Raw genomic sequence first — 21,712 nt, forward strand, 5'->3', positions numbered from 1 at the left:
GTTAGGATGAGGGGAATGACCTCTCCCTAACCCACTCCTAGAAGGAGAGGGGATTTAAGCAGGAAATTAAACCACCAAATTCACAAGTTTATTTGGAACCACAATTTCTTTCTTGGTTGGACCCGTTAAGAATTGTTGAACCTCAGGTAATGCTTTAGCCAATGCCAATAATTCATCTTTCGATGCATCGACAGAGACTTCTAACTTGCCACGAAGCTTACCATTGACTTGAACTACAATCGTTTGTGTATTACGTGTTAATGCAGACTCATCAACCATAGGGAACAGTACAGAAGTTAAATCGATATCGAACTCAGTCAATAAGGTCTGACTTAAGTGTGGTGCAAATGGTGCAAGTAAAGTTAATAAAGTGGTAATCGCTTCACGTGCTACAGCAACATCGTTGTCATCTTTTGCTTCAAACTTATTGCTGGCATTGAGTAGTTCCATCAAAGCTGCAATCGCAGTATTGAACGCATGACGACGTTCGATGTCATCACCCACTTTTTGAATCGTTTCATGAGTTTTACGACGCAGGTCTTGTGCTTCAGTGGAAAGTTTCGAAGCATCAATTGCTGTTGCATGGTTGCCTTTTTCAAGGAAGCCTGCAACTAAACGCCATACACGTTTTAAGAAACGGTTTGCACCTTCGACACCCGCATCAGACCATTCTAAAGATTGATCTGGTGGTGCAGCAAACATCATAAATACACGTGCAGTATCTGCGCCGTATTGGTCAATAATCGCTTGTGGGTCGATACCGTTATTTTTCGATTTCGACATTTTCTCTTGGCCACCAACCACAACGTCTTGACCATCACCTGAATATTTAGCAGAAAGTACACGACCTTTCTCGTCTTTTTCTAACTCAATATCCGCAGGATTAAACCAAGTTTTTTTGCCACTTTCCGCTTCACGATAGAAGGTATCCGCTAAAACCATACCTTGAGTCAGTAAGTTGGTAAATGGTTCATTGCCTTGTACCACACCCTCATCACGCATAAGTTTATGGAAGAAACGAGCATAAAGTAAATGTAGGATGGCATGCTCTACACCACCAATATATTGGTTTACAGGCAACCAAGATTTTGCAGCTTCAGGTTTAACTAAACCACCCGTGAAATCAGGAGAAGCATAACGTGCATAATACCAAGATGATTCTACAAAGGTATCCAAAGTATCGGTTTCACGACGTGCATCACCACCACAGCTTGGGCATTTTGTTTGATAAAATTCAGGCATTTTATTTAAAGGATTACCTGAACCATCTGGAACCACATCTGTTGGAAGAACAACTGGCAGTTGATCTTCTGGAACAGTGACTTGACCACACTTGTCACAGTTGATCATCGGAATTGGACAACCCCAGTAACGTTGACGAGAAACACCCCAGTCACGTAAACGGAATTGAACTTTAGCGCTGGCAAGACCTTGTGGTTCTAATTTGCTTAGGAATGCATCAAAAGCAGCTTGGAAGTCTAAACCGTCAAATTCAGCTGAATTGACCAATTTCCCTTCTTTAGAGCCGTACCATTCTTGCCATTCTGACGCAGAATATTCGGCATCATCTGAGCCTTTAGCATCAATGACTTGTTTGATTGGTAAGTTGAATTTATTGGCAAACTCAAAATCACGTTCATCATGTGCAGGAACGGCCATTACCGCGCCTGAACCATATGACATCAATACATAGTTTGCGATCCAAACAGGGATATCTTGACCTGTAACAGGGTGTTTAACTGATAAACCTGTTGCCATGCCTTTTTTCTCAGCAGTCGCAAGATCCGCTTCTGCAACAGAACCCATACGGCATTCTTCAATAAAGGCAGCAAGTTCTGGCTTGCCTGCCTCAGATTGAATCGCAGCAGCTTTGAGCGCTAGAGGGTGTTCAGCTGCAACCGCAACATATGTTACCCCCATCAAGGTATCGGCACGTGTGGTATAAACCGTTAAACCATCTGCATAAACTTCAGGATTTGCCGACGGGAAGGTTATGTCCATACCCGTTGAACGACCAATCCAATTGCGTTGCATGGTTAAAACTTGTTGTGGCCAACCGTCTTTTAATGTATCTAAATCGTCTAATAATTCTTGTGCATAATCGGTAATACGGAAGTAATACATTGGAATATCACGTTTTTCTACCAATGCACCTGAACGCCAACCACGTCCATTTTCAACTTGTTCATTTGCAAGAACAGTTTGGTCTACAGGATCCCAGTTTACTGTAGACAGCTTGCGATAAATCAAGCCTTTTTTATAGAGCTGTACAAATAACCATTGTTCCCAGTGGTAATACTCTGGTGTACAGGTGGCAAATTCGCGATCCCAGTCGACAGATAGACCAAGTTTCTTCAATTGATCGCGCATATATGCAATGTTTTCAAAGGTCCACTTTGCTGGCGCAACTTGATGGGCAATCGCTGCATTTTCAGCAGGTAAGCCGAAAGCATCCCAACCCATCGGTTGTAGCACAGTTTCACCTTTGAGACGGTGAAAACGGCTGATCACATCACCAATAGTATAATTACGCACATGACCCATATGCAGTTTGCCGCTTGGGTAAGGGAACATCGAGAGGATATAACGACGTGGACCTTCTACAGTGTCGGCAACTTTAAACGATTTGCGATCTTCCCAGTCTTTTTGGACTTGAGGCTCAATCGCATTTGCTTGATATTCAGGGTCAATATGAGTAGTCATAAATGTATTTGAGAATAATGGTTAAAAAACTGTGCACACAGCATAGCGCAAAATCCATCAAAAAGTGAATTTTGCGCGCTTTTAAATCTGAAAAACTTGTGATTTTACTTTTAATTTAATTATTGACTGGGGCAACACTAATAGGTGTATTTTGCCCATTTTGTGGTGCGACATTGGGCTGTTGTATATTCGGTGGGTTAACCACTGGTGCAGGAGTTACAGGTTGTGTACCTTGTGGTTGCCCATTTTGTGGCTGATTTTGGGGTGTATGCGGCTGAGTTGTTGGCGTTGGGTTGGTGGGTGTCGAATCTCCGTGATAGCCATAAGTATTCACCTTGCTTTGACTACGCGCATTCTTCGGCGGCGGTGTGGTGGTGTAATGGGTAGAGCCTTTGCTGTCTACCCATTTATAATACTGTTTTGCATGACTGGCGCTGACCCCAATCACAGAGAATAAGACAAAAATTGTCGATACAAAAGCTGTGTGTGCAAAGCGTTGACGTTGTTTCATTTTATAAAACCTTTGAGTCATTTTTTATTCAGATAAAAACGAAAAATCATTCTGCTATCTAATATACATCGGATTGTTTTCGCTTGATCTGGGTATTTTAGAAATCGTATTTATTTTATACAGAAAAATAAAATTTTAAATAATTCTTTTGCAATTTTATTGGTTTATAAGTCTTTGAAAATTTTATTTATAAGACAACCAAAAAAAAGGAATAGTTTTAAAAATAAACGCTTGGTAAATAAACAATAAAAAGCCTGATAGAAACCTTGACTTTGTTCGCTAAAACTACAAAAATGCTTGCTTTAGTTTCAGATGTTTTTTTCGATCACCCTTCGAGTAAAAATATCAAAGCAAGCAATAACATTTTCTCTAAGCCGAGAAAATGACTCTACCGAAGCATGTTTATCCCAACATATTTCAGTGATTCATACAGCTCAAACAGCTGCGTGACGATTTATTTTTTTATTGCTGCAAAAACTAGTAAATATGTGTGCTATAACAGAGCGCACAATCAATGAATGAAACACAGTCTGTGTCTCCCATAGCGCTGTGGAATAAAGATTAGGGTGAATACGTTGGAACTTTTATCTGGTGGTGAAATGCTCGTTCGTGCATTGGCGGACGAAGGCGTTGAACATGTTTTTGGATATCCAGGCGGCGCAGTATTACATATTTATGATGCGCTATTTAAACAAGATAAAATCAATCATTACCTCGTACGTCATGAGCAAGCTGCTGGTCATATGGCAGATGCTTACTCACGTGTGACTGGTAAAACAGGTGTAGTACTGGTCACTTCTGGACCTGGCGCAACCAACACTGTAACACCAATCGCTACAGCTTATATGGACTCAATCCCAATGGTGATTTTGTCTGGACAGGTTGCCAGCCATCTTATTGGTGAAGATGCATTCCAAGAAACAGATATGGTCGGTATTTCTCGTCCGATTGTAAAACATAGTTTCCAAGTGCGTCATGCAAGTGAAATTCCTGCCGTTATTAAAAAAGCATTTTATATTGCTGCTTCAGGTCGTCCGGGTCCTGTTGTGGTTGATATTCCGAAGGATGTTACTAATCCTGTCGACAAATTTGCTTATGAATATCCTGAAAAAGTGAAGATGCGCTCTTATCAGCCACCTCACCGAGGTCATTCTGGTCAAATTCGTAAAGCTATTGATGAGCTTATTAATGCCAAACGCCCTGTGATTTATACGGGTGGTGGTGTTGTTCAGGGCAATGCTTCTGCATTACTGACTGAATTGGCGCATTTGTTGAATTACCCAGTGACCAATACGCTGATGGGTTTGGGTGCATTCCCTGGCGATGATGAGCAATTCTTGGGTATGTTGGGTATGCATGGTACATATGAAGCCAATATGAGTATGCATAATGCTGATGTTATCTTGGCGATCGGTGCGCGTTTTGATGACCGTGTAACCAATAATCCAGCGAAGTTTTGTACCAACGCAAAAGTGATTCATATTGATATCGACCCAGCGACGATTTCAAAAACCATTATGGCGCATATCCCAATCGTGGGTGCGGTAGAGCCAGTACTTCAAGAGATGTTGGTTCAATTGAAACAAATGAATGTTTCTAAACCAAACCCTGAAGAAATCTCGGCATGGTGGTCACAAATCAATGAATGGCGCAAAGTACATGGTTTGCGTTATGCGCCAGGTGAAAATGGCGTGATGAAACCACAACAAGTGGTTGAAGTATTAGACAAAGTAACCAATGGTGAAGCGATCATTACTTCTGATGTTGGTCAGCATCAAATGTTTGGTGCGATGTATTACAAATACAAACGTCCACGTCAATGGATCAACTCAGGTGGTCTAGGCACAATGGGTGTGGGTTTACCTTATGCCATGGCTGCGAAACTTGCATTTCCAGATCAACAAGTGGTGTGTATCACTGGTGAAGCATCGATTCAGATGTGTATCCAAGAACTTTCTACATGTAAGCAATATGGCTTAAATGTGAAAATTCTCTGCTTGAATAACCGTGCTTTGGGTATGGTGAAACAATGGCAAGATATGAACTATGAAGGACGTCATTCAAGTTCTTATGTTGAGTCATTACCAGATTTTCCAAAATTGATGGAAGCCTACGGTCATGTAGGTATCCAGATTGACCATGCGGATGAGCTTGAATCTAAGCTTAGAGAAGCAATGGCGATTAACGATAAATGTGTATTCATTAACGTGATGGTTGATCGTACCGAGCATGTATATCCAATGCTTATCGCAGGTCAATCTATGCAAGATATGTGGTTGTCTAAAGGGGAGCGTACTGAATGAGACATATTATTTCTGTACTCGTTGAAAACGAAGCTGGTGCGCTTTCTCGTTTAGTTGGGTTGTTCTCTCAACGTGGTTATAACATTGAAACTTTAAATGTCGCACCAACTGAAGATCCAACCATGTCACGTTTGACATTAACTACTTATGGTGATGACCATAAAATTGAGCAAATCACCAAACAGCTGAATAAATTGGTTGAAGTGGTTAAAGTGGTTGATTTATCAGAGGGCGCGCACATTGAGCGTGAGCTGATGCTGATTAAAGTTAAAGCCTTGGGTTCTGCACGTGCTGAAATTAAACGCACAGCGGATATCTTTCGTGCTCAAGTGGTTGATGTTACACCAACGACTTATACCATTCAGATTGCGGGTACAACTGAAAAAATTGATGGCTTTATTGATGCACTTGCAGAAAACACAATTTTAGAAGTTGTTCGTTCTGGTGTATCAGGTATTGCTCGTGGTGAAAAAGTTCTTTCACTTTAGTTGCACCCCAACCAGTAATTAATTATTTGATTTTTTATTCCCTCATGTATAACCTCTCCTCGCAATAGGAGAGGGACTTAGACTAGAAGATTCAAAACAATAATCTTCAGGATAGGAAGAGGAAACACAGCATTTTAGCGGAGACAGCAATGCAAATTTTTTATGATAAAGACTGCGACTTATCTATCATCCAAGGTAAAAAAGTAGCGATCATTGGTTATGGTTCACAAGGTCATGCTCACGCGCAAAACCTTCAAGACTCAGGTGTAGACGTTACTGTTGGTTTACGTGCTGGTTCTACTTCTTGGAAAAAAGCTGAAAATGCAGGCCTTAAAGTTGCTGAAGTTCCAGCTGCTGTTGCTCAAGCTGATTTAGTGATGATCTTGACACCAGATGAGTTTCAATCACAGCTTTATCGTGACGTGATTGAACCAAACATCAAAGAAGGTGCGACTTTAGCATTTGCACATGGTTTCGCTGTTCTTTATAACCAAGTTGTGCCACGTAAAGATTTAGACGTGATCATGGTTGCACCTAAAGCACCAGGTCATACTGTACGTTCAGAATTCCAACGTGGTTCAGGTGTACCTGATTTAATCGCGATTCATCAAGATGCTTCTGGTAATGCACGTAACGTTGCACTTTCTTACGCTTCAGGTGTAGGTGGTGGTCGTACAGGTATTATCGAAACTTCATTCCGTGAAGAAACTGAAACTGACTTATTTGGTGAGCAAGCAGTACTTTGTGGTGGTGCTGTTGAATTGGTTAAAATGGGTTATGAAACACTTGTTGAAGCGGGTTATGCACCTGAAATGGCTTATTTCGAGTGCTTGCACGAACTTAAATTAATCGTTGATTTAATGTTTGAAGGCGGTATTGCAGACATGAACTATTCAGTATCTAACAATGCTGAATATGGTGAATATGTGACTGGCGTTGAAGTGATTAACGAGCAATCACGTGAAGCGATGCGTAATGCACTTAAACGTATCCAATCAGGTGAATATGCGAAGATGTTCATCCAAGAAGGTGCATTGAACTATCCATCTATGACAGCTCGTCGCCGTCAAAACGCAGCTCATGGTATTGAAGTGACTGGAGGTAAATTACGCGCGATGATGCCTTGGATTCAAGCTAACAAAATCGTAGATAAAGAGAAAAACTAATTTCTTAGTTAACTGATTCTATGTTATAAAACCCTTGCGTAAGCGAGGGTTTTTTATGGATTTAATAAGTTTAGCCTTAACAATAATATTTGGTGTTATAAGTATCTTTTTGGCTTGGAAAGCTATTTTTAGAACAAAAATTCAATTAATTACAGAAAGCTCTACTCTGTTGGCTAATTTAAGTAAAGCATCATCAGAACTAATTGTTTTTTATAAAAATGATGATGTTTCGAACGATCTCATCTTAGTAACTGGTTTTTTAATAAACTCAGGCAATAATGATATTAATAAAACGGATTTTGAAAAACCAATAATATTATCTTTACCTGATAATGGACTATGGCATGCTTTTAATATTCGTGCAAAAACAGAAGATATGGAGGTGGGGTATACTTTTGAAAGTAATAAATTGTTATTGGATTTAGGACTTTGGAAAAAAGAAGAGGGGTTTTATTTTGATGCACTAATTTCGATTAAAGATGGTGATGATTTAAAAGATAAAATTTTTGATGAAATTGAAATTAAAACTAGAATTCATAATTTTTATAAAGTAGATAAAAAAAATAACTTACCGAATAATTCTGAAGGGAAAAGAGGTAAGAAAAAAATTTTAATCGCAATAATCTCGAACATATTTCTTTTAGTATATATGGGAGTTGGTATAGCTATGTATTGTGATGGAGTGAGAGGAGGATATATTTATAATTTTTATAATGATAAAAATGAATTGTTAGATTTGGATATGAAGGACTCTAAGGTAATAGTAATAAACAAAAATACAAAGAAAGAAATAGAGAATGTTGAAGGTTTTTATAAAATGAAGCCGAGAGTATATAATAAAGAAAAAGTTGTAGATAAGTACATGGGTATTATATTATCTTTGGCAAGTTTTAGCATTTTATGCTGGCTTAATTATAAAATTTGGAGTGATTATCGAATGAATAAGAGGGTTAGAAAAATAAAAAAACTAATAAAATAGTGCTAATTCTCCCAAATTTTTTGTGATAAATTACACATTATTGATTATGGTTAAACGTGGTATTCAAGCATGAAATCTAAACTTCTCATCGCAATGACGACTTTGTCTATTTCATGCTTTAGTTTTGCTGAAACGCAGTCCACTTCGACCAACACTGCGCTAAAACCGTTGAGTGGCGTACGCGTATCGATGCAACGTATGCTCAAGTCGAGTGAAGGTCGATACTTTATGAACATTTATGCGGGGGTTGCTCATCCGCACGGTGTGCTGACGGATTTAATGGATGGTACAACAACAGATTTTAAAGGGACACAAAAAGCTGATCAGTTGGACTTAAAGTCGATCACTGCTGATTCAGATTCTTCTGCAAATGGTAGTGATCAATTAACTGGTTTATTGAATGCAAATACAGGCGTGTTTAAAGCAGCATTGTTAAAGAAACCAAATACTGCTTGGCAGTCGATACAGTTTGAGCCTGCTTTTAAAGTCAGCAATAAACCTGTTTTTATCTTTAAATTTTATGGTCAGGATGATGCTAATAGTCCTTATGGAAAAACCTTAAAACGTGTTGATGTATTAAATAAAACCAACAATACAGTGGTACAGAGCTTGTCAGGTTTTAGCGGTTATCCAAACAGTATTGGCTATATGGATATTAATTTTGATGGTTATTATGATGTCATTGTGTCGGACTTGTCACAAGGTCGTACAGTTGATGATAAACGCTATATTTACTGGATGTACAATCCGAAAACACAACAATTTCAACGTTCTCCGCAACTGGAAAAAATTGTTGGTTTCCCAAGTTTACATGGTGAAAAACAACAAATTGATTTTGGTAATGGACAGCTTTATCAAGTTCAGAATGGTTTGTTAAATCGTATTGCTATACAAAACTGATTTTGTTATTACAAGCACAATGATGGATTTTACAAGGCTAAGTTTTAAAGCGAGGCTAAGTGAAATCCATATTTGTTATTGGATTTGAATAAATATTTGAACTAAGTTTTTAATTCAATTTTGTCGCGTTGTTGAGTTGTTGGATATATTTCACAATCATTTGTTTTTCTGATTCTCCTCCTTTTTTAGTTGCATAGTGCTTTAAGGCCTGTGGGCAATATTGTTGCGCTTTTTGATAATTATAAACTCGATCTTCTGGTTCAGCGTAGGCATGGCATAGATGGAAAGTAGATTCAGTTTGTCCTAAGTCCGATGCTGTATGCCAAAGTGTTAGTGCTCTTTGACGATTTTGGGTTACACCAAATCCATAAAATAATAAAAAGCCTAGATTATTCATGCTGTCAATTTGGAGCTGATTAAATTTTGCATTTACGGGTCTAATTTGAATTGTTTTCGCCCATTGGGTGGCGGCTAAGGAAAATTCTTGATTTCTATAATGGCACGTCCCTGTAAAGAAGTGTTGTGTTATGGAAGACTCTTGCTTAAGTTGTAAAGTGCTGATCGAACAGTCTTCTTTTGCAAAGCAATTTGTAGTCAATAAAATGCTGGAAAGCATTGCTGTATATACATAAATTTTCATGAGTTTTACTTTTTAAGTGTGTAATATTCTAAGGAGTAAGCTGAGTACATGTCATATTGTAAAAGAAACGTCACGAAATAATCATTAAAATGTCAAAAACTTAGCCTAATCTATTCAAAAATGAAGAGATTAGGTATCGTATGAATAAACCGTACGCGAACACCTTGCAATTTAAACAACAAGATTTTCCCGATAACTTTAAATTTTATTTTAATCCAAACAAGAAAAAAATCGATACGAATAAAGACCAGCTTATTCGTGACTTATCCCGACCTCGACTAAAAATTGCAATCGTGACTGAAACATGGCCACCAGAAATCAATGGTGTTGCTTTGTCTTTAATGCAACTGTGTAAAGGCTTACAAAACCAAGGCCATAAAATATTACTAATTCGCCCTGCACAAAAGACCCAATGTCAAGACTTTAGCCCAAATAAAGAGTGTTTGGTGACTGGGCAATCAATTCCGAAATATCCAGACATGAAGTTTGGCTGGCCCCAATTTCTAAAAGTCTCTCAAGCGATTTCAGCATTTTCACCTGATGTGGTGCATATCGTGACTGAAGGGCCTTTAGGCTTTACTGCGCTGCATGCGGCAAAGACACGACGAATTCCGGTATCAAGTGGTTTTCATTCACAATTCCAAGAATTTAGCCGTTTCTTTGATTTAGCATTCTTGGTCAAACCAATTCAAAGTTATTTGAGATGGTTCCATAACGCAACGCAACTGACCTGTGTGCCAAGCCGTGATACAGAACAAGCATTACGTGAGTTTGGTGTGACCTGTCCATTGGTTGTGGTCGGGCGAGGAATTGATACTGAACGGTTTTCATCACAACGCTACTCCGAACAGTTGAGACAACAGTGGGGTGCAGATGAAGACACCACAGTCTTGATCTATGTTGGGCGTTTGTCTTCTGAAAAAGAAGTCAATGTGGTGATTGATGCCTATTCTGAACTGCGACAACAAGCACAACGAAAAGTAAAGTTGGTGCTGGTAGGGCATGGTCCAGATCGTGGTCGTTTAGAAAAAATGCCCGGTGCTGAACATGTGATTTTTATGGGCAGTCTAACTGGCACACAACTTGCTGAAGCCTATGCGAGTGCAAATGTTTTTGTTTTTGCAAGTCAAGTAGAAACCTTTGGGAATGTCGTTATCGAAGCGATGGCGAGTGGTTTACCGATTATTGCTTATGACTATGCCTGTGCTCAACTTCATGGCAGACATGCACAGAATGGCTGGTTATGTCCAATTGGAGACATCAAGCAATTCACTCAACATGTATTAGATATTCCAGATAACAGCACACTCAAACGTTTCGGGCAACAAGCGATGCATGATGTGCAAAGCATCGGATGGCAACATCCCGTACAACAATTCGAAGAAGCACTATACCAGGTAACGCAGTATGCAAAACGACTGACCTAGTTCATCTCAAATAATGAGAGGAGAGTGGAAAATGAATTTTAAAAATACCAAAATAAAAATGCTCGATCTCGACCTTAGAGGTTGTTTATATCTCAATAATTTATCGCATACCCAAAGTATTGCGACGTTCTTTAAAACTGTGAGCCGTTTGGGAGATGGTCCTTTCTGGTGCGCAATGTTGGTTCTGATTTGGCTACAAAAAAGCTGGATCTATGGTCTGCAACTTCTTTATGTCGTTGTTATGGGACTTTTAGGAACAGGAATTTATAAGTTCTTAAAGCATAAAACAGTGCGACCACGACCTTATCAAGTTCATCAAGTCATTATTCTGGGTGAACGACCATTGGATCATTTTAGCTTTCCGTCAGGTCATACGTTACATGCGGTCATGGTCACAATTGTGTTTGGTTATATTCAGCCAGTGATGTTGTTCATTATGATGCCTTTTACCATTCTTGTGGCGTTATCGCGGATGGTTTTAGGTCTGCATTATCCAAGCGATGTCATTGTTGGCGCACTGATTGGTGCAAGTGTCGCGAGTTTGATTGTGTTAAGCGCACCATATTTAGGAGTGATGTTATGATGGTTTACTTACTGCTGGTCTGTAATTTTATTTTTAAAGAATCTGATGATTTTGATCATCAAGGTTTTAACTTTGAATAACTGACTCAATTCAATCCGTCTTGTAAATTAAACGCTTGAATCCGTGGTGAATCTTGTAAATGTCTAGAATGATTTATTTCTGAATGAATTGAGATTTGATACAGTAGCAGAATTAAATTGAGCAAAGGAAGACCTGATATGGGCTTACGTTGGACAGATACAATTGATATCGCAATTGAACTCAGTGAAGCGCATCCAGATGTGGATCCACAATGGGTGCGTTTTACCGATATGCATGCATGGATTTGTGCATTGCCAGAATTTAGTGATGATCCAACCAAATCGACTGAAGGTCTGCTAGAAGCCATTCAAATGGCATGGATTGATGAAGCGAATTAATGGCTTGAGATGTTGCTGAATGATGCTAAACGTCACAGCGCATCGAAAAATCCAAATTTTTTACAGATTAAAAGCAGAAAATTGTTCATTATTCGGTATAATGCGCCCAAATTTTCGTGTCAATTTGACTAAAGGAGCCACTCATGGCTATTGAACGTACTTTATCTATCGTAAAACCAGATGCAGTTGCTAAAAACCACATTGGTGACATCTTTGCTCGTTTCGAAAAAGCTGGTCTTAAAATCGTTGCGACTAAAATGAAACACCTTTCTAAAGCAGAAGCTGAAGGTTTCTATGCTGAGCATAAAGAACGTGGTTTCTTTGGTGACCTTGTTGCATTCATGACTTCTGGTCCTGTTGTAGTATCTGTTCTTGAAGGTGAAAACGCAGTTCTTGCTCACCGTGAAATTCTTGGTGCTACAAACCCTAAAGAAGCTGCTCCTGGTACAATCCGTGCAGATTTCGCTGTAAGCATCGATGAAAATGCTGCGCATGGTTCTGACTCAGTTGCATCTGCTGACCGTGAAGTAAATTACTTCTTCGCTCAAACTGAAGTTTGCCCACGTACTCGTTAATTCGACGTATCTAGGGTCTTTTTTTCTATACGAATAAATCTCCGATTTATGAATTGATAACAGACCCGAAACCAGATAGGTGATATACTACTTGTCTGGTTTTTTTATTTTTGTTGCTTTATTTGGCTAAATATTGGTCAATATGTTTTATTACTACGGCATGATTTAGGTAATCCCCATGAATTCTGAAGTTGTCGCTTCATCGTTAAATCTAGATGAACAGCAGCCTGCATCATCAAAATCTGCACAGGCTGATCGTATTCAGACTGCAAATGTGCAGAAAGTGAATTTACTTGGCATGTCACGTCCGCAATTGGAAAAATTCTTCGAAGAAATCGGCGAGAAAAAATTCCGTGCTGGGCAGGTAATGAAATGGATGCATCAATTTTTTATCACTGATTTTGCTGAAATGACCAATATTTCAGGAAAGTTGCGTGAAAAACTAGAAAGAATTTGTGAAATCAAAGCGCCGGAAGTAGTGCATCGTAACTATTCGAAAGATGGAACCCGTAAGTGGGTATTCCGTGTTGGTGATGGTGTGGGCTCTTTGGTTGAAACGGTATTGATTCCGGCAGAAGATAAAACAGGTTTACGTAAAACACTGTGTATTTCATCACAAGTGGGCTGTGCTTTAGATTGCTCATTTTGTTCAACTGGAAAACAAGGTTTTCAGCGTGATTTAACCCCTGACGAGATCATTGGACAGTTATGGGTGGCCAACTATTCTTATATGGAAGAAGTACCTGTTGCTGAACGTGAGCGCTCGGTAACCAATGTGGTGATGATGGGAATGGGTGAGCCATTACTCAATTATGACGCTGTATTGAGCTCAATGAATATCATGTTAGATGATTTCGCTTACGGAATGTCTAAACGTCGAGTTACATTATCAACCTCAGGTGTTGTACCCAAAATTGACCAATTGGCACAAGATATAGATGTGGCTCTGGCGATTTCTTTACATGCGCCAAATGATGAATTACGTAATGAATTGGTGCCGATTAATAAAAAATATCCATTAGCACAATTAATTGCTGCATGTCAGCGCTATATTGCCAAAGATGGTAATGAAAGTTCTCGTAAACATGTCACCATTGAATATGTAATGTTGGAGGGTGTGAATGATCATCCTGAACATGCACAACAAATGATTAAGTTACTGAAAAACTTACCAAGTAAAATTAATTTAATTCCATTCAATCCGTTTCCGCATGCGCCATATGGCCGTTCAAGTCGAAATCGTATTATTTCTTTCCAAAAAACTTTGTCTGATGCAGGTTTTGTGTGTACGATTCGTCAGACACGTGGTGATGATATTGATGCGGCGTGTGGGCAGTTGGTCGGGCAAGTGGCAGATCGTACCCGTCGTGCAGAGCAGTGGAAAAAGAAAGTTGCTGAACGTGGTGAGATTATCCGTTCATAAGCTTAAAGATTTGTAGGCATACATTTATATCAACAAATAAGCAGGGGCTGACTTTGAGAAAATCGATGTATCAAAAAGCAGTTGTAATATTGGCAATTGGTTTATCTGCATTGGTCGTACAGGGTTGTCAAACGACAAATTCAGACACAATAATAAAAAAAGATCCTGAAAAAGCCGTTAAAGTACGTACTCAGCTTGCTGCTGAATATATCCGTACAGGTGATTTAGATGCTGCAAAACGTGCATTAGATCAAGCTTTAGAAACTGATTCACGTGATTCAGCGGCAAATATGATGATGGGTGTCTTACTGCAACAAGAAGGAAGTAAGATTAGTCTGGAAAAAGCGGATGGCTATTTTAAGCGTGCGATTTCCAGTGACTCAAAAAATGCACAAGCTCGTAATAATTATGGAACATATTTATTTGTTACTGAGCGCTATAATGATGCGATAGAACAGTTGAGTATAGCTGGTACTACGCTTGGTTATGACCAACGTTACAAGGCTTTAGAAAATCTAGGTCGAGTTTATTTAAAAGTAGGTGATGTGGCAAATGCTGAAAAAGCATTCAAACAAGCTTTACAAGTCAATCGCGATTCGATTATTTCTCTGGTAGAGTTATCAGAGATTTTCTATTTGCAACAAAAAAGTGTACAAGCAAGTCAACTCTATGAGCAATATGTTCGTTTAGTAGGTCAGGACAAACAAGGTGCTAGAGCACTTTGGATTGGTTTACGTATTGCACGTGCCAATAATGATCAGATGGGAATGCAAGTGTTGGTGAACCAACTACGTGCATTATTCCCGGACAGTAAAGAATATCAACGTTATCTGCAATTACAGTACAGTACTGAGGCCGTATGGAAGTAAATCCTAATTCACAGCAACCTACAGGTTCAAACGTAGCATCTAATGGCTTAGGAAATGTTCAACGTCCAGGTGAGTACTTGCGTCAAATTCGAGTCTCCAAGAACCTAGACATTAAAGATGTTGCAAACGAACTAAAAATGCCTGTAAAAACCTTACAAGCATTGGAACAAGATGAGTATAAGTCTTTGCCAGAAGCAACCTTTATTAAAGGTTATTATCGTTCATATGCCAAGTTTTTAGGTGTTGATGCAACAGTAGTCATTCAGCGTTTTGATGAAATTTATCAAAATGATACAGGGCTTTTACCAAATCATGCATTGAACAATTCCCCAATCAAAATTATGGGGAAACTGCCTGGCTCAAACAGTGATCGTAATAAAAAGTGGCTAAAGCGAATTTTAATTGCCATTGTTGCGATTGCTGTGATTTGGGCTGTGATTGCTGGAATTCAAAAAATAACATCGGGTAAAAGTACTGATGTAGATAGCAAACCACAAGAATCAGAAGTAGAAGTGTTGAATTTAAACAATTCTACAGCAACTTCAGGTGATCAAATGGTGTTGAATTTCAGTCATCCTACTTCTGTACATATCGTAGATAGTACAGGAAAAGTTTTGGCGACTGGTCGTCAGTCGGCTGCTTTAACTGTCAATGGCCAATCACCATTCCAAATTCGTCTTGATGATGCAACTGCTGTGTCATTAAGCCTTAATAATGAACAGATTTCATTGTCTCCATATACAGTGAACGGAAAAGCAGAATTCCGTTTGTCACGTTAATGGGCAAGAGTAGATAAGATCATGATTGAGAATCCAATCAAGCGCCGTCCCACTCGTAAAATACGTGTAGGTTCGGTGTATGTCGGTGGTGATGCACCTATCAGTATTCAAAGTATGACCAATACTGAAACCTGTGATGTAGATGCAACAGTTGCGCAGATTCAACGCTGTGCGGATGTGGGTGCGGACATCATGCGTGTTTCTGTACCGACTATGGAAGCTGCTGAAGCTTTTGGTGAAATTCGTAAACGTGTCACTGTACCATTGGTTGCAGATATTCATTTCGATTATAAGATCGCTTTGAAAGTTGCCGATATGGGTGCGGATTGTTTACGAATCAATCCGGGTAATATTGGTTCTGAAGCTAAGATTCGTGAAGTTGTTGCAGCTGCACGTCATCATGATATTTCCATGCGTATTGGTGTCAATGCAGGGTCTTTAGAAAAAGATATCCAAAAGAAATATGGTGAACCAACAGGTCAGGCTTTACTTGAATCTGCAATGCGTCATATCGATATATTGGATCGTTTAAATTTCCATGAGTTTAAAATTTCAGTAAAAGCATCAAATGTATTTTTAACAATGGATGCTTATCGCTTATTATCTGCTCAAATTGATAATCCATTACATTTAGGTGTAACTGAAGCTGGGATTTATCGTACCGGTTCAGTGAAATCTGCGATTGCTTTAGGTGGTTTGCTGTTGGATGGCATTGGTGACACCATGCGTATATCATTGGCAGCTGAGCCTGAAGAAGAAGTAAAAATTGGTTTTGATATTTTAAAATCTCTGAGCCTTCGGTCAAATGGGATTAACTTTATTGCTTGTCCAAGCTGTTCACGTCAAGAGTTTAACGTGATTAAAGTGATGCAGGCTTTAGAGGAACGGTTAGAAGATATTCGTACCCCAATGGATGTGTCTGTCATTGGTTGTAAAGTCAACGGTCCGGGTGAAGCAAAAGAAGCTGATATTGGTATAGTCGGTGCAAGCCCGCGCTCACTCGTGTATCGTAATGGCGAAAAGAGTCACTTAATAGATACAAATCAGTTGGTTGATGAAATCGAAAGCATGGTTCGTCAACGTGTTCAAGAGCTTGAAAAAGCTAAAGCTAAAGAGATTATTCGTAGTTCATCATGAGTTCAATTGTCGCAATTAAAGGTTTTAATGACTTTCTTCCATCGCAAACACCTGCGTGGAGACGTCTTGAGCAGCACTTAGCATCGCTTATGGATGCATACGGTTATCAGCAAATCCGTTTGCCAGTGGTTGAACATACCAACTTATTTAAGCGTTCAATTGGTGATGCCACTGATATCGTTGAGAAAGAAATGTACACTTTCTTCGATAAGGGTAATCCACCTGAATCTTTAACTTTGCGTCCAGAAGGCACAGCGGGTTGTGTACGTGCGATGTTGGAACATAACTTACTCCGTGGTGCAAATCCGCGTGTGTGGTATGTTGGACCGATGTTCCGTTATGAAAAACCGCAAAAAGGTCGTTATCGTCAGTTTCACCAATTTGGTGTGGAAACTTTCGGTGTGGCCACACCTGATCAAGATGCTGAACTGATTCTTATGACTGCACGTTTATGGAAACGCATGGGTGTTGCGGATAAAGTTCAACTTGAATTGAATACGTTGGGGGAGTCTGATGAACGTGCAGAGTATCGTGCTGCGTTGGTTGAGTTCCTTACTGCACATCACGCTGATTTGGATGAAGATTCACAACGTCGTTTAACCACCAATCCATTACGAATTTTAGATTCAAAAGATATTCGAACTCAGCAAATTCTTGAAAATGCCCCAAAATTGCATGATTTCTTAAAAGAAGAAAGTTTGAATCATTTTGCTCAATTGCAACAGTATTTAACTAATGCGGGTATTGAGTTTGTCATCAATCAAAAATTAGTGCGCGGTTTAGACTATTACAACAAAACTGTTTTTGAATGGACAACCACACATTTAGGTTCTCAAGGAACAGTATGTGCGGGTGGTCGTTATGATGGTTTGGTTGGACAGCTTAAAGGTAAGCCGGATCAATCTGTGCCCGCAGTTGGTTTTGCCATGGGTATGGAGCGTTTATTATTGCTTCTTGAACAAGTTGAAGGTAATACGCCAGTGCGTGAATGCGAGTTATTCTTGGTATCAGATCCAGCAACACAAGGTCAGGCTTTGGTATTGGCTGAACAAATTCGTGATCAACTTGAAGCTCTAAATAGTACAATTCGTTTGAAAACAGGTTCACAGGGTTCAATGAAGAGTCAAATGAAGAAAGCAGACCAATCTGGTGCTATCTATGCTTTGATCTTTGGAGAGCGTGAGGCTGAAGCACTACAAGTTTTAGTCAAAGAACTTGCGACAGCAGAACAATATGAAATTAAGGTCACTGAAATTGTGCCTTTCTTCATAGAAAAATTTTCGTCAAAATAAGCCGATAATCATAAGGAAAAGGGGAGTCAAATGAGTGCAATGACTGATGATGAGCAACTGGATAGTGTGAAGTCATTTTTTAAGAAATATGGCTCAGCTATGGTGACAGGTGTCCTCATTGCATTGATTGCCTTTTTCGGTTGGGAATATTGGCAAAAGAAAACTCTGGCTGAAAATCAAAATGAGACAGCCAAAGTTCAGCAATTGATGGATGAGGCGAGAGCAGCTAATGGGGATGCTAAAGTTACTGCAGCTTTAGTCGCATCAGCAGATAAAATTGTGAAAGATAATCCTGATTCAGTTCAAGCGATCCAAGCACAAATTGTCATGGCAAAAGTTGCTTACGATAAAAATGATTATGCATTGGCTGAGCGTGAACTCAAAAAAGTTGAAAATTCTAAAATTAAAGATGCTGGTTTGTTACAAGTTGTAAAAATAAAACTTGCCGATGCACAATTGGCGCAAAAGAAGTTTGATGAAGCTTTGAAAACCTTGTCAGCTGTGAATGATCCTGCTTTTCAGGCCAGTGCTGACGAGTTGAAAGGTGATATTTATGTGGCAAAAAATGACACCGAAAATGCAAAAAAATCGTATCAAGCAGCATGGAATGCGGTCGTTGAACGTAAACAAGAACGTCAAATTTTACAAATTAAACTCGAAAGTGTTGGCGTATTAGTAGAAGATCCTGATCTTGAACGCCCAATTTTAGCAACACAAGTGGATGAGTCTTAATGGATAGAAATTTTAAAATACCTTTTGCTTTAGCAATCTTATCAATCGCTTTAATCGGCTGTTCAAGTAATAAGACGAAAGAAGTGAAGATTAAGCCTAATCCACTGCCTAAAGTTGCACAAGCCTCGAGCTTGGTTCAAGTATTTTCGACCAGTGTATCTTCGACCAGCAGTGAAGATGCATTACGTCTACGTTTAGATACAGACAATGGTGTTGTGTTTGCTTTAGATCCAAAAGGCGAAGTGGCTGCCTATAAAGGTAAACAGCGTCTATGGAATGCTAAAGTGACCAAAGACGGCTTAAGTTCTGGTGTTGAAGCGGCAGATGGTGTGGTTATTGTGGGTAACCAAAAAGGGCATGTTTTTGCATTAGATCAAGCGACAGGTGGGACCAAATGGTCTGCGCAATTGTCGGGAGCAATTATCAGTTCTGCTTTAATTCAGTCTGGTCGTGTGATTGTGGTTGCAAATGACGGTACAGTTTATGCCTTAGATGTTGCGACAGGTCAGCAAGCGTGGACTTATAAATTACCAAGCGCTTCATTTAGCTTAAGAGGCCAAGCCACTCCAGTTAGTCTAGATCCACGTACAGTGCTTATCGGTACCTCTACTGGCTATATTTTTGCAATAGATAGCCTTGCGGGTGTACCGCGTTTACAACGTCGTGTTGCGGTATCTGAAGGGCGTTCTGATATTCAGCGTTTGATTGATGTGGACAGTGAGCCTGTTGTTTCAGGACAGTATGTGGTTACGACAAGTTTCCAAGGTCAAGTCACTGTTCTAGATTTGGCTTCACAACGCGTTTTGTGGAGTGAAAACTCAAGCAGTATCAACCGTCCAGAAGTGACTGATGGTAAAGTCATCGTATCGCAAACTGATGGTCAGATTATTGCTTATGACTTGATTACAGGTCAGCAACTTTGGAAAAATGAGCAACTGCTCAATCGTAACTTAAGCAACCCTGTATTGCTCGGTTCAAATCTTGTTGTGGGTGATTTAGATGGTTATTTACATCAAATTGATCCAAATACTGGAACAACTTTAGGGCGTGCTAAAACCAGTGGTGAAGTCCGTACTTTGAGAGTGATTGACAATCAGGTTTATGTTTCGACACGCAAAGGTGCTATGAGTATCTGGCAAAGTCGTTAACAGTTAATCAACAGACACGATTAGGATTCTCTATTTTTTTAGTCTTGTGTTAAAATAGAGCAATCCGTATGAATTCCATACACGGGGTGATTGAAAATCAATACCCCGTGTTTTTATTTTAGGTTTTTCCTATTCTTCTTCCTATACATTTCTGATGTTCAGACCAGTCATACTGGCTGATCTTGAATAAAGGTTATTTTATGAAACCCGTAATTGCGCTCATTGGTCGTCCAAACGTCGGCAAATCAACGTTATTCAACCAGATTACCAAGAGCCGTGATGCACTCGTTGCTGATTTTGCTGGTCTTACCCGAGATCGTAAATATGGTGATGCAACTTATGAAAATAAATCTTTCATTGTCGTTGATACTGGGGGTATCGGTGAAAATGAAGGTGGTATCGACTCATATATGGCAGAGCAGTCCAAAACTGCGATTAATGAAGCTGATATTATTGTTTTTGTTGTCGATGCACGGGCTGGGCTACTGGCTTCTGATGAGCAGATTGCCCGTGAATTGCGTACACTTGGTAAAAAGGTTTACTTGGTTGCCAACAAAGTCGATGGTGTGCACGCTGAAGCTGCATTAGTTGAATTTTATAAACTTGGTATGGGTGAACCCTTACAAGTTGCGGCAAGTCATGGCCGTGGTGTTCAACAAATGCTTGAGGATATCTTGGTGGATGTCCCTGAAGATGAAAACCCAGAAGAACACGATAAGGCAACAGGTCTACGTTTAGCAATTATTGGTCGTCCAAATGTCGGAAAATCTACTTTGGTTAACCGTTTGTTAGGTGAAGATCGTGTTGTCGCTTTTGACCAACCAGGTACAACTCGTGACTCGATTTATATTCCGTTTGAGCGTGATGGTCGTCAATATACCTTGATCGACACTGCTGGTGTACGTCGTAAAGGTAAAGTTGATGAGATGATTGAGAAATTCTCAATCGTAAAAACCCTACAAGCGATTAAAGATGCGCATGTCATTGTAGTGGTTTTAGATGCACGTGAAGGTGTGGTTGAACAAGATCTACATTTGATCGGTTATGCACTCGAAGCTGGTCGTGCCATGGTGATCGCCATTAACAAATGGGACAACATGACAGAGTATGATCGCAAACAATGTAAATTAGATGTTGATCGTCGTTTTGACTTTATTCCTTGGGCAAAAGTGCATTTGATTTCTGCTTTACATGGAACAGGTGTGGGGGAGATGTATCCAACTATTCACCGTGCTTATGATTCATCCCACTTAAAAGTTTCACCTGCAAAATTAACCCAGATTTTGAATGATGCAACTGAAGCACATCAACCGCCAATGATCAGTGGTAAACGTATTAAAATGCGTTATGCCCACATGGGTGGACAAAATCCACCAACGATTGTGATTCATGGTAATAAGGTTGATAAGACCCCTGCGGATTATCGTCGTTATTTAGAAAATGTCTTCCGTAAAGTGTATAACCTTGAAGGTACACCGGTTCGCGTTGACTTTAAAACAGCTGAAAATCCATTTGAAGGCCGTAAATCTCAAATTGATGAGCGTGTTGCAGCACGTCGTCGTCGTTATGTACAGAAATTTAAAAAGGCTGAAAAGAAATTTAGAAGCTAAATTTAGCGTTGAACACATTAAAACCCAA

Annotated in this window: 20 protein-coding genes; 17 read left to right on the forward strand and 3 right to left on the reverse strand. The window is 39.5% G+C overall.

Annotated elements, in window-relative coordinates; genetic code table 11:
- Nucleotides 1-66: 66 nt before the first annotated feature.
- Both leuS and WFN33_RS13235 read right to left on the reverse strand, forming a co-directional pair.
- Nucleotides 67-2,703 (reverse strand): leucine--tRNA ligase, encoded by a 2,637-nt coding sequence (leuS, locus tag WFN33_RS13230; protein WP_336953547.1) that lies wholly within the window; start codon nucleotides 2,701-2,703, stop codon nucleotides 67-69.
- Nucleotides 2,704-2,818: 115 nt separating this feature from the next.
- Nucleotides 2,819-3,214 (reverse strand): DUF4124 domain-containing protein, encoded by a 396-nt coding sequence (locus tag WFN33_RS13235; protein WP_336953548.1) that lies wholly within the window; start codon nucleotides 3,212-3,214, stop codon nucleotides 2,819-2,821.
- A gap of 575 nt (nucleotides 3,215-3,789) precedes the next feature.
- Here WFN33_RS13235 and WFN33_RS13240 point away from each other — a divergent pair.
- The 5 genes from WFN33_RS13240 (at nucleotide 3,790) to WFN33_RS13260 (ending at nucleotide 9,050) form a co-directional block, all read left to right on the forward strand.
- Complete coding sequence (locus tag WFN33_RS13240; protein ID WP_336953549.1) at nucleotides 3,790-5,517, forward strand: acetolactate synthase 3 large subunit; 1,728 nt, start codon at nucleotides 3,790-3,792, stop codon at nucleotides 5,515-5,517.
- A complete protein-coding gene (ilvN, locus tag WFN33_RS13245) occupies nucleotides 5,514-6,005 on the forward strand; it encodes an acetolactate synthase small subunit (protein WP_004725868.1) in 492 nt (163 codons plus the stop codon). The genes WFN33_RS13240 and ilvN overlap by 4 nt, the downstream gene beginning before the upstream one ends.
- Before the next feature lie 149 nt (nucleotides 6,006-6,154).
- Complete coding sequence (ilvC, locus tag WFN33_RS13250) at nucleotides 6,155-7,171, forward strand: ketol-acid reductoisomerase (RefSeq protein WP_004725869.1); 1,017 nt, start codon at nucleotides 6,155-6,157, stop codon at nucleotides 7,169-7,171.
- Between the two features lie 55 nt (nucleotides 7,172-7,226).
- Nucleotides 7,227-8,150 carry a hypothetical protein gene (locus tag WFN33_RS13255; protein ID WP_336953550.1) on the forward strand — a complete coding sequence of 308 codons (924 nt, stop codon included), beginning with the start codon at nucleotides 7,227-7,229 and terminating at the stop codon, nucleotides 8,148-8,150.
- A gap of 69 nt (nucleotides 8,151-8,219) precedes the next feature.
- Nucleotides 8,220-9,050 carry an XAC2610-related protein gene (locus tag WFN33_RS13260; protein WP_336953551.1) on the forward strand — a complete coding sequence of 277 codons (831 nt, stop codon included), beginning with the start codon at nucleotides 8,220-8,222 and terminating at the stop codon, nucleotides 9,048-9,050.
- Between the two features lie 109 nt (nucleotides 9,051-9,159).
- Here the strand turns inward: WFN33_RS13260 and WFN33_RS13265 are convergent, their stop codons facing one another.
- Complete coding sequence (locus WFN33_RS13265; protein ID WP_336953552.1) at nucleotides 9,160-9,690, reverse strand: hypothetical protein; 531 nt, start codon at nucleotides 9,688-9,690, stop codon at nucleotides 9,160-9,162.
- A gap of 140 nt (nucleotides 9,691-9,830) precedes the next feature.
- Between WFN33_RS13265 and WFN33_RS13270 the strand changes: the two genes are divergently transcribed.
- From WFN33_RS13270 to der, 12 genes are all read left to right on the forward strand, one after another.
- Nucleotides 9,831-11,117: a glycosyltransferase family 4 protein gene (locus WFN33_RS13270; RefSeq protein WP_336953553.1), complete on the forward strand. Its 1,287-nt coding sequence runs from the start codon at nucleotides 9,831-9,833 to the stop codon at nucleotides 11,115-11,117.
- 31 nt (nucleotides 11,118-11,148) lie between these two features.
- Complete coding sequence (locus WFN33_RS13275) at nucleotides 11,149-11,700, forward strand: phosphatase PAP2 family protein (RefSeq protein WP_004725875.1); 552 nt, start codon at nucleotides 11,149-11,151, stop codon at nucleotides 11,698-11,700.
- 218 nt (nucleotides 11,701-11,918) lie between these two features.
- Nucleotides 11,919-12,119 (forward strand): Fe-S cluster assembly protein IscX, encoded by a 201-nt coding sequence (iscX, locus tag WFN33_RS13280; protein WP_004725877.1) that lies wholly within the window; start codon nucleotides 11,919-11,921, stop codon nucleotides 12,117-12,119.
- A gap of 143 nt (nucleotides 12,120-12,262) precedes the next feature.
- Nucleotides 12,263-12,694, forward strand: a complete 432-nt coding sequence (ndk, locus tag WFN33_RS13285; RefSeq protein WP_004725878.1) for a nucleoside-diphosphate kinase — start codon at nucleotides 12,263-12,265, stop codon at nucleotides 12,692-12,694.
- 178 nt (nucleotides 12,695-12,872) lie between these two features.
- A complete protein-coding gene (gene rlmN / locus WFN33_RS13290; protein ID WP_336953554.1) occupies nucleotides 12,873-14,117 on the forward strand; it encodes a 23S rRNA (adenine(2503)-C(2))-methyltransferase RlmN in 1,245 nt (414 codons plus the stop codon).
- Between the two features lie 65 nt (nucleotides 14,118-14,182).
- Nucleotides 14,183-14,986 carry a type IV pilus biogenesis/stability protein PilW gene (gene pilW / locus WFN33_RS13295; RefSeq protein ID WP_336953555.1) on the forward strand — a complete coding sequence of 268 codons (804 nt, stop codon included), beginning with the start codon at nucleotides 14,183-14,185 and terminating at the stop codon, nucleotides 14,984-14,986.
- On the forward strand, nucleotides 14,977-15,765 hold the full coding sequence (locus tag WFN33_RS13300) for a helix-turn-helix domain-containing protein (protein WP_336953556.1): 789 nt from the start codon (nucleotides 14,977-14,979) through the stop codon (nucleotides 15,763-15,765). The genes pilW and WFN33_RS13300 overlap by 10 nt, the downstream gene beginning before the upstream one ends.
- Before the next feature lie 21 nt (nucleotides 15,766-15,786).
- Nucleotides 15,787-16,902 (forward strand): flavodoxin-dependent (E)-4-hydroxy-3-methylbut-2-enyl-diphosphate synthase, encoded by a 1,116-nt coding sequence (ispG, locus tag WFN33_RS13305; protein WP_004725885.1) that lies wholly within the window; start codon nucleotides 15,787-15,789, stop codon nucleotides 16,900-16,902.
- Nucleotides 16,899-18,194 carry a histidine--tRNA ligase gene (gene hisS / locus WFN33_RS13310; RefSeq protein ID WP_336953557.1) on the forward strand — a complete coding sequence of 432 codons (1,296 nt, stop codon included), beginning with the start codon at nucleotides 16,899-16,901 and terminating at the stop codon, nucleotides 18,192-18,194. The genes ispG and hisS overlap by 4 nt, the downstream gene beginning before the upstream one ends.
- Before the next feature lie 30 nt (nucleotides 18,195-18,224).
- Nucleotides 18,225-18,926, forward strand: a complete 702-nt coding sequence (locus WFN33_RS13315; RefSeq protein WP_336953558.1) for a YfgM family protein — start codon at nucleotides 18,225-18,227, stop codon at nucleotides 18,924-18,926.
- The gene (gene bamB, locus WFN33_RS13320) at nucleotides 18,926-20,074 is read left to right on the forward strand and encodes an outer membrane protein assembly factor BamB (protein WP_336953559.1); all 1,149 of its coding nucleotides are present in this window, start codon (nucleotides 18,926-18,928) and stop codon (nucleotides 20,072-20,074) included. The genes WFN33_RS13315 and bamB overlap by 1 nt, the downstream gene beginning before the upstream one ends.
- 200 nt (nucleotides 20,075-20,274) lie before the next feature.
- Nucleotides 20,275-21,684, forward strand: coding sequence for a ribosome biogenesis GTPase Der (gene der, locus WFN33_RS13325; protein ID WP_004725892.1), 1,410 nt, complete (start codon nucleotides 20,275-20,277; stop codon nucleotides 21,682-21,684).
- Nucleotides 21,685-21,712 lie beyond the last annotated feature (28 nt).

This window comes from Acinetobacter sp. AS167 (assembly GCF_037152175.1).
GTDB lineage: Bacteria > Pseudomonadota > Gammaproteobacteria > Pseudomonadales > Moraxellaceae > Acinetobacter.